The following is a 7517-nucleotide window of genomic DNA, read 5'->3' as shown; positions in this document are numbered from 1 at the left end:
GGTCTTGTCGATGTCGGGGTTGTAGCGCAGCACGATTTCACGCGTGCCGGCCATGAACTCGATGCCGGCGTGCTCCAGGTATTGCTGCACCTTGGCGCAGCGGTCCAGGTCGCGGAAGGTGCCTTCCTCGATCTTCTTGATATTGGTGTGATGGATGCCGGTGTCAGTGGCCAGATCGCCACGGGTCTTGCCCAGCAGCGCGCGGCCGCCGACGACCAGCTGGCCAAACACCTGCAGGTTGACGACCTTGCCATCGGCCGAGTGCACGCTGGCCGGCAGGCTTTCCACGGTGGAAACAGGGGATTCGGGATCGAACGGATAGGGCATGATAATTGACGAAAAATTGATAATGCTGACAATTTACCGTCAACCCTGGGGCGTGTCAAGCGGATCCTCTAAAGGGCTGCCAGGCGTGTTGGGCACCACAAGCCGCCGGCGCCGCGGGGGGATTCCGCGCCAGCGGCGTGCGGTACGCCGGCCCCAGCAGAAAGCCCGCCAGGGCGGGCAGACTGGCCTCGCGAATTGGTCAGCTGCCCAGGGGTTGCCAGCCACTCGGATGCATCATTCCGGGGATGACAGGTGGCATCAGCAAGAATGACATATGCGAATCGGACCTCCAACGGCGAAATCTGGTTGAAGGCCGCGCCAGTGCTTGTATATCGAAAAATCTCGATTCCCAAACTGGATGACGTAAATCCCAAGTTAGATGAATTTCGACATCAGACGTCTGCGTGCAGGATCCGAACACAGCCCAAGTATACCCGCATTTGATAGCACTATGTGCTACCCATGTAGCACTACGCGGCCAGCGATCGAGCAAACGACCCTCACCAATCTCTAGGACATATGCCCGGATATGTCTAAGAGATTTTGTTGACCCGGGTTAAATAACCCTGGTAGAGTGGCCCCCATGCGCTAAAAAAAGCGGCGCGCCACCCGTAATATCCTCTGATAACGCGCGCCTGCAGGGCGCCAGCCCCCGCAGGGCCCCCACAATGGCGCTCAGGCGCTTGAAGATGAAGGAGTAGGGCGATGGAACACACGCACAAGAACGCAGCGCCACAGGCCCTTCCGGGCCTCTGGCGGGAAGAGGGCGGCCTGGCCGGCCTGGTGCGCCTGGATGTGCCGGCGACGACGCCCGGCATGGTGGTGGTGGCCAAGCAGGGCGAGCCCTGGCGCGAGCAGCCCGAGCTGCGCTGGCAGGTCTGGCCGGATCTGCTGGTGCCGTGCACCGCGTCGGAGCCGCAGCAATGACCGTGCAACTGCCCCCGCCTGCCCTGCCCGCCGCGAGCACCCCCGGGGCAGGGCGCCAAGGCAAGCCGAATTCTGACTCGGCCGGCCGGTGGCTCGACGGGGCAGGGTATGCCCTGTTTCTTGCCCTGCTTTACCCGGCCTATCTACTTGTCGATGCGGATCCGCAGCGCGCCCTGCAGGTGTCTGTCGTCGTGGCCGTGCTCACGCTTGTCGCCGGCATGCTCGCCACCCGCGACAAGACTGCCATGTCTGAGGTCGTCAGGGGCGTGAGCGCCTCAGCCTGCTTGTGGTTCATCTACGTCTGGTTTCACTGGTTCCCCCTGGGCCTGGAGTATTGGGCGCCAGCGCGACCCGGCGCGGATAGCGTGGCGGTCAATGCCGCTGCGGCGATCACGACCTTCTTGGCCGCTGCCGCCACGGCAGCGCCTGTCACCAGCGCTTGCATGGCTATTCTCGCAATGCTGCTCCAGCTTGCGCGCACGATCCGTTCGAGCGTGCAGATGAAGGAGTAGGGCGATGGAACACACGCACACCGACACGCCGCCACAGGCCCTGCCAGGCCTCTGGCGCGAAGAGGGCGGCTCGGCCGGCCTCGTACACCACACCTCGCAACAACCCATTGGAGCCTTGCTATGAGTGGAATGACCGTTGAAGACCTTCGCCTGGCACTCAAGGATCTGCCCGGTGAACTGGAAGTTGTCATTGCGTATCCCGACCTGCAGAATCCGCGCTTGCAGTACGAAACCCGCGACGTTCGGGTGGTGCAGGTGCCCGCTACGGAAAACTTGCAGCCGTGCCTGACGCTGGAGGCCTGGGGCGGAAGCTAATTGGCCCCCGCTTGAACGCTGCTCGCCGCCCAGTCCTGGACGCCCGCGCCGGCACGCCGATGGCCGTGTCCGAAGCGCACCCCGCACGCCCACATGGAAAGCCATGACCGCATCCGACCCGCACACCGACCTCCAGCCCCTGCCGCATGGCTGGCGCAACCTCTGGCGCGCCCAGGTCGAATCGTTGCCTGCAGACGTAGGCTGCGAGCCCTTCACGATTTTCGTGCGCGCGGCCGGCCGGGATGCTGCGCACCTCGCGATCAGGCGCGCCCTGCAGGCGATGTTCCCGGCCGCCTTCCAGGAGCTGGACCAGGCCTACGACAGCCTCAGTTCGGCGCCGGAGCTGGTGGACCAAGGGCTGTCCGCGCGGCACGTCGACCGCCTCTTTGAAAGCGCCTGGATGGGCGACAAGGTCGAAGGCTGGGTCCGAGCCCCTGTGTTCGTGGTGCCCGAGGCGCCGGCGCTGTACGCGGCCTGGATGACCGCGCAGCTCGATCACTCGTCGCAATATGCCTCGCTCGCGCTCGTGCCCCCCGCCGGCATCGTCGCGGGCGAGTCCGCGCCGGCGGCGCAGCGCGCTGCCAAGCCCCAGGCTGAGGCCGCGGCCGCGCCCACCGTAACCCCCATTCGGCACCACAACGGCTTTCTGATCGTGGGCGATCGCCTGGTCATCAACGTGCATCCATCCGGCGGACGTGACCAAATTGATATCCACGTATCGGCTACGACGCAGGCCATCGCCCAGGCCACCGGTAAGGACCGCGACCGGGGCGCAAGCCTGGGCCTGGACGCGGAGGAGCGACTCAGCTTTGACCTGGACGAAATCCGCATCGAGGGCGACGTGCTCAACTGCGCCGCGCAATCGCCGTTTATGGCCAGGTACGCCCCAGGAGTGACGGACTACCGCGAAGGCTTCACGGTGACGCTGGAGCCTGGCCAGGCTGGCGCCGTGCGCCATGCCGTGGCGCAGCTAGGTCGCGTTCTGGCCGGCCAACGCGCCGTGGTCGACCATCTGCAGCCGTGGCTTTCTGGCGTCAAGCCTTCCGCGTGGTACGTCGAAGCGCCGGTGTTCGACCTGGTCGTGGCCCGAGTTCTGGATGGCGCCGACCAGGCCGCCGCGCTGGCGGCTTTCGACAGGGCGGCCCATACGCTGCCGGCCGAGGCCAGGCAGCGCGTTGCAGATCCGGCGCTGTGGGCGGCACTCGATCACGCCGCCGGGCCCGCTCCAGTCTGAACTCGGGCCGGGTCGTCTGGCTACCAACCTTACCGACACAGGAACGCGAATGTTGATGATTGCAGAGGATCGAAAGAATGTTCGACAACCTGAATAAATACCTGGCCGCCTCGTCCGATCATCTCGGCGTAGAGCGAGAGCGCTACGGTGGCGATTTCCGCGCAATAGCAGCGCCGCGCCCAGCGACCGAGTTCCTTTTCAGCATGTTGGAAGGAAGCGATATCGAGGGCACCGAGGCGCAAGGTTTTCTTTGGAGCAACCCGCTGTTCCCTGCCACACAAGGGGATACACCGACCGAGGCACTGGCGCGGCTCGATGCGAAGTTGGGTCTGCTGTATCGGTTCGAGCCTGGGCCGGGAGGAACGGGCTGGATAGCGGTGCGACAGTTCACCCTCCTTGCTCAGTACGACGGCGAGCCTGGCGAAGCGCCTGAAAGTTATGACGTGCGCTGGGGGGACATCATCGAGGATCTACAGAATTCGCGCTCGACATATTTCTACGAGGACTGCGTTAAGGCCTGCAGCGCGACGCGGCAGCGTGATCTGCATGCGCTGATTCATTTCGACTACACAGGAGCCTTCGCTTCACTGCGAAAGGGCAATTGGTAGAGCCGGCGCGTTGCAGATCCGGCGCTGTGGGCCGCACTCGATCGCGCCGCCGCGCCCGGTCCAGTCTGAACTCGGGCCGGGCCATCTAGCTACCAACCTCACCGACACAGGCACGACAATGCTCAAGACTTGGAACTATCAGCAACTGACGGCCGCGGCCGAGCGCGAACTGCAGGATATCGCCGGCGGCGCGCCAGCGACCGACCCCGCCATCCAAGTGCGCCGTGCCGGCGTGGCGCACGGCGTCTACATGTTCTGGCACAACGTGACCACGCACGGCGGCCAGCAGCACCTGGACAGTATGCGCCTGAAGGCGCTGGCCAAGGCCATGCCCGGCCATGCCGAGGCGTTCAACCGTCCGGCCGACCAGGATCCGGTCACGGCGCTCCTGCAGCGCCTGGCCGGCCTGAATCGCGATGCCGGCGAGATTGGCGCCGGCATGCTGGCCCAGCTGGTCGACGAAGCGCGGCTACTGCTCGTCATGCGGGAGAGCACCGCACCCGCTGCAAAGTGAGAAGTAATTCTATGGAATTTGCAAAGTTCTTTCTCATCGTCTGCCTCGTGGCGAGCGTTCTGGTAGCGCTCGGTGCGGCTATGAAGGGGCGCGCAGCGATCTTTATCTCCGCGACCGTATTTGCTGCGGCATGCGCGTGGGGTGCGGTCGAGGCGCAAGCGTCGCTCGATGTCTGCAGCAAGGCAACCTTCCAAAGCCCTAGCGGGTGCCAGTAGGGGCTTACCCTCCGGCCCAGCCGCGCCCATTACAGCCATAACGCCTAACTCGGAATCTCATGATCTTTCTCATTGCCTTACTTTTCCTGGCGATCCTGCACCTATATACCACCGTGCACTCGTTGGCACGCGGACAGTGGGGCTGGGCGCTGGCGCACATGCTTGCCGGGTCGGCATTAGCCTACGGATCCCTTTGGGGCATGCTCACCCGCATGAACCTGATCTCAGTGCAGTTGGACAGCACGAACTGGTCGGTCTGGGGCTTCCTGGCAGGGGGAATACTGACCTTGCTGCTGGCCGCGGTGCGCCTGGTTCATCTTCCGGCCAAGGTGCCAGGCCAGCTAACCGCCGCGCGACCTGCATGGACTGCGGCCCTGATCGCTGGCGTCTATATGTGCTTTGTAGTCGGCGATCATCTCTGGTTCTTCCGCAGCCCCGAAAAATCTGCGGTGAGCTATGTCTCCGCTCTGCAGCTCACCGGCAAGATTGACATTTCATGCCCCTATGATCTGGTGCTCGCGGACTTGGCTAGCGAGCCAGCGCGATATCGCTGCCCATCGCTAGTTCTCTTTGGGGTGCCCATGGGTAAACCTCTGGCTCCGTGGCCCACGTATTCCTCAGGCGATAGCGAGCAATTGCGCACTGCGTTGGCGCGCTTGGGCATGGCGGTGAACTAGAATGGGACGCCGCTCCATTCTTCCACTCCCCGACCACCAGGCACGCCGCATCCGCACGGCGGCGCAAGAGATCGACGCCAAGCTGGGCCCAAACTGCACAGGCCGGGAGTTCGTCCGAGAGATCCTGCCCGTGCTTCACTCCATCACGGGTGAAATGTTGGGTGCGAGCACGATTCGCCAGCTGCTTCGACAACTGGCCGACCGAACGCCGTCGACCACGGCTGTAGGGGAGGAAGTCGCACGCTACAGGCACAGTTTGCCGACGGCCTTGGCGAACCGCAGCGTCGCCCCGCATCACGAGGGGGATGCACAGCCATTTGGACCTAAACAATCGGTGCCTACAGCAGTATCCATGACAGCAGAGCTAGCCCGCTTCCATGCCGCGCAGCTCGACTATTTCCGTGAGCAGCTGCAGCTACGTGAAGCGCAGGCCGCAGCCGCTGAACGTGTGAAGGAAGAAGCCCTTCTAGAAGCAGCCGCTGCCACGGCGAAACTTGCAGGGCTGGCCGAAAGCGTGACGCATCTGCAAACACAATGCACAAGGTTGACCGAGGCGCTGGCCCAGGAGCAAGACCGCGCTAGGGCGGAGAACCGGCAGAACATGCTGCGCGTCGACTCCATTCGCGCCGAAACACGCGACGTGGAAGAGAAATTGCGTCTTGCGCGGCAGCTAGTGGCCCAACGGGACCAAGAGTTGATTGCTGTAAGAACTGAACGAGACGCGCTTGCTCAGCGCAGCGCGGCGCTACAACAACGTGTCTCCGCTGCCAAGCAGTCTTCTTGAGCGCGCTCCCATGACCTCGACTAATCAGCTTCCAACCAGTGCTTCTTCTTCAATAGACCAGCCCGTCCACGTGCAGGCCACTCAGATTAGTGGCCCCGCTCACTCCCATATCCTGGGGCCAGTGTGCAATGACTGGGATGCAGCAGAGGTATGGCTGACTACGCTTGCGGCCAGGCCCGTCTCGCCGGCCACCGTCAGTACATATCGCCGCGAAGTACGCCGCCTGCGTTGGTATTGCAAACTAGTTGGCGCCGCGCAGCCCACACATTGGAATCTCCAAGATGCCAACGGCTACATTGCCTTCCTGAACAAACAACCTGCGCGATTTCCTTGCCCGCCGCATGCCGAATACGGTGCGCCCGACTGGACTCCCTTTAGGTCAGGTAAGTTCGGGCCGACTGCCATCGCAGCAGCATCGCGGATTCTTGGCACGATGTTCACCTTCTGGCAGCAGGCGGGCTACGTGCGCGCGAATCCATTCGCGACAATTAAGCTGAAAAGCCCCCAGCGGGGTGGCCCCGGTGCGCGTCACGCCATTCCAGCGCAAGCGTTGGCCATCGTGCGCAAATGTATGGACGACCGCACGAAGCGCACAGCGCGTGACCATCTAGTTTATTGGCGCAATGCCTTCCTGCTGGTGCTTATCGAGCGCACTGGATTGCGCGCCGACGAGGTCGCCGGTGCAGACATGGCCGACATCTTCAGCTTTTCCGATCCGCAGAACGCTCGACTGTACTGGGGCATGACGGTCCGCAAACAGAAGGGAGGGCGCGAGGGCAGGGTGGTGTTAGACGCTACCGTCGTCAAAGCTTTGATGAACTATCGTCGGGCGTTTGGCTTGGCCGACATGCCTCAGCCGGGCGAGGAGCAGGCGCTGATCCTTTCACCTCAAACCGCGGCGGCCGAAGACGACATGAAGTACCAGTCAGCGCGCGGGCGGCGAGGCCGAGGAATGTGGTTGGCGGTCAGATCGCGGCAAAACATCTGGGCCATTGTTCGTAAGGAGTTCGACGCCGCAGCCAAAGCTCAGACTGCTGGCAGCCCGGTGGCCGTGCTCTTGAAGAGGGCATCGACCCACTGGCTACGACATACCTATGGCACGGCACTGGCGCTGCAGGGTGCGCATCCGCGCGTGATTGCTGAGGCTTTACGCCACGCAGACATGGCGACCTCAATGGTATATACCAACCTGGACCTCCTTGAGGTGGCGCGGGCTCTTGAGGACCGTCCTAGGTAACACCCCGCTTTGGTCGCGATGGCTGTTCAACCCCGACGATGCAGGGGATCCGCTTGCTACAGCTGATGGACAAGTACGAACTGTCCAGCCGGCGCAGCTGAGCCTTTTTTTGCACGACTACAACGGTGCAAACCACACTCAGCCAGGTCAAAGAGATCTGCCGTGCC

General features: G+C 63.2%; 10 protein-coding genes. 9 read left to right on the top strand and 1 reads right to left on the bottom strand.

What is annotated here, in order from left to right; genetic code table 11:
- Nucleotides 1–327, bottom strand: a 327-nt coding sequence (locus AOZ53_RS20105) for a helix-turn-helix domain-containing protein (RefSeq protein WP_054473423.1), incomplete at its 3' end; no start/stop codon positions are given.
- A gap of 705 nt (nucleotides 328–1032) precedes the next feature.
- Between AOZ53_RS20105 and AOZ53_RS20100 the strand changes: the two genes are divergently transcribed.
- From AOZ53_RS20100 to AOZ53_RS20055, 9 genes are all read left to right on the top strand, one after another.
- Nucleotides 1033–1254 (top strand): hypothetical protein, encoded by a 222-nt coding sequence (locus AOZ53_RS20100; RefSeq protein WP_054473424.1) that lies wholly within the window; start codon nucleotides 1033–1035, stop codon nucleotides 1252–1254.
- Complete coding sequence (locus AOZ53_RS20095; protein WP_054473425.1) at nucleotides 1251–1766, top strand: hypothetical protein; 516 nt, start codon at nucleotides 1251–1253, stop codon at nucleotides 1764–1766. Before AOZ53_RS20100 ends, AOZ53_RS20095 begins: the two co-directional genes overlap by 4 nt.
- A gap of 129 nt (nucleotides 1767–1895) precedes the next feature.
- On the top strand, nucleotides 1896–2081 hold the full coding sequence (locus AOZ53_RS20090) for a hypothetical protein (RefSeq protein WP_054473426.1): 186 nt from the start codon (nucleotides 1896–1898) through the stop codon (nucleotides 2079–2081).
- Nucleotides 2082–2184: 103 nt separating this feature from the next.
- The gene (locus AOZ53_RS20085; protein ID WP_054473427.1) at nucleotides 2185–3315 is read left to right on the top strand and encodes a hypothetical protein; all 1131 of its coding nucleotides are present in this window, start codon (nucleotides 2185–2187) and stop codon (nucleotides 3313–3315) included.
- A 77-nt stretch (nucleotides 3316–3392) separates the two neighbouring features.
- Nucleotides 3393–3923: a hypothetical protein gene (locus AOZ53_RS20080; protein WP_054473428.1), complete on the top strand. Its 531-nt coding sequence runs from the start codon at nucleotides 3393–3395 to the stop codon at nucleotides 3921–3923.
- Between the two features lie 118 nt (nucleotides 3924–4041).
- Nucleotides 4042–4437 carry a hypothetical protein gene (locus AOZ53_RS20075; protein ID WP_054473429.1) on the top strand — a complete coding sequence of 132 codons (396 nt, stop codon included), beginning with the start codon at nucleotides 4042–4044 and terminating at the stop codon, nucleotides 4435–4437.
- Between the two features lie 274 nt (nucleotides 4438–4711).
- Nucleotides 4712–5329, top strand: a complete 618-nt coding sequence (locus tag AOZ53_RS20065; protein ID WP_054473431.1) for a hypothetical protein — start codon at nucleotides 4712–4714, stop codon at nucleotides 5327–5329.
- Between the two features lies 1 nt (nucleotide 5330).
- The gene (locus AOZ53_RS20060) at nucleotides 5331–6113 is read left to right on the top strand and encodes a hypothetical protein (RefSeq protein WP_054473432.1); all 783 of its coding nucleotides are present in this window, start codon (nucleotides 5331–5333) and stop codon (nucleotides 6111–6113) included.
- Nucleotides 6114–6123: 10 nt separating this feature from the next.
- Nucleotides 6124–7350, top strand: a complete 1227-nt coding sequence (locus tag AOZ53_RS20055) for a tyrosine-type recombinase/integrase (protein WP_082385709.1) — start codon at nucleotides 6124–6126, stop codon at nucleotides 7348–7350.
- Nucleotides 7351–7517: the final 167 nt, after the last annotated feature.

It is taken from the genome of Achromobacter sp. 2789STDY5608621 (genome assembly GCF_001299375.1).
Lineage (GTDB): Bacteria > Pseudomonadota > Gammaproteobacteria > Burkholderiales > Burkholderiaceae_B > Achromobacter > Achromobacter insuavis.
Note: the sequence above shows the minus strand (reverse complement) of the source record. Positions and strands in the feature narration are given on the sequence as shown.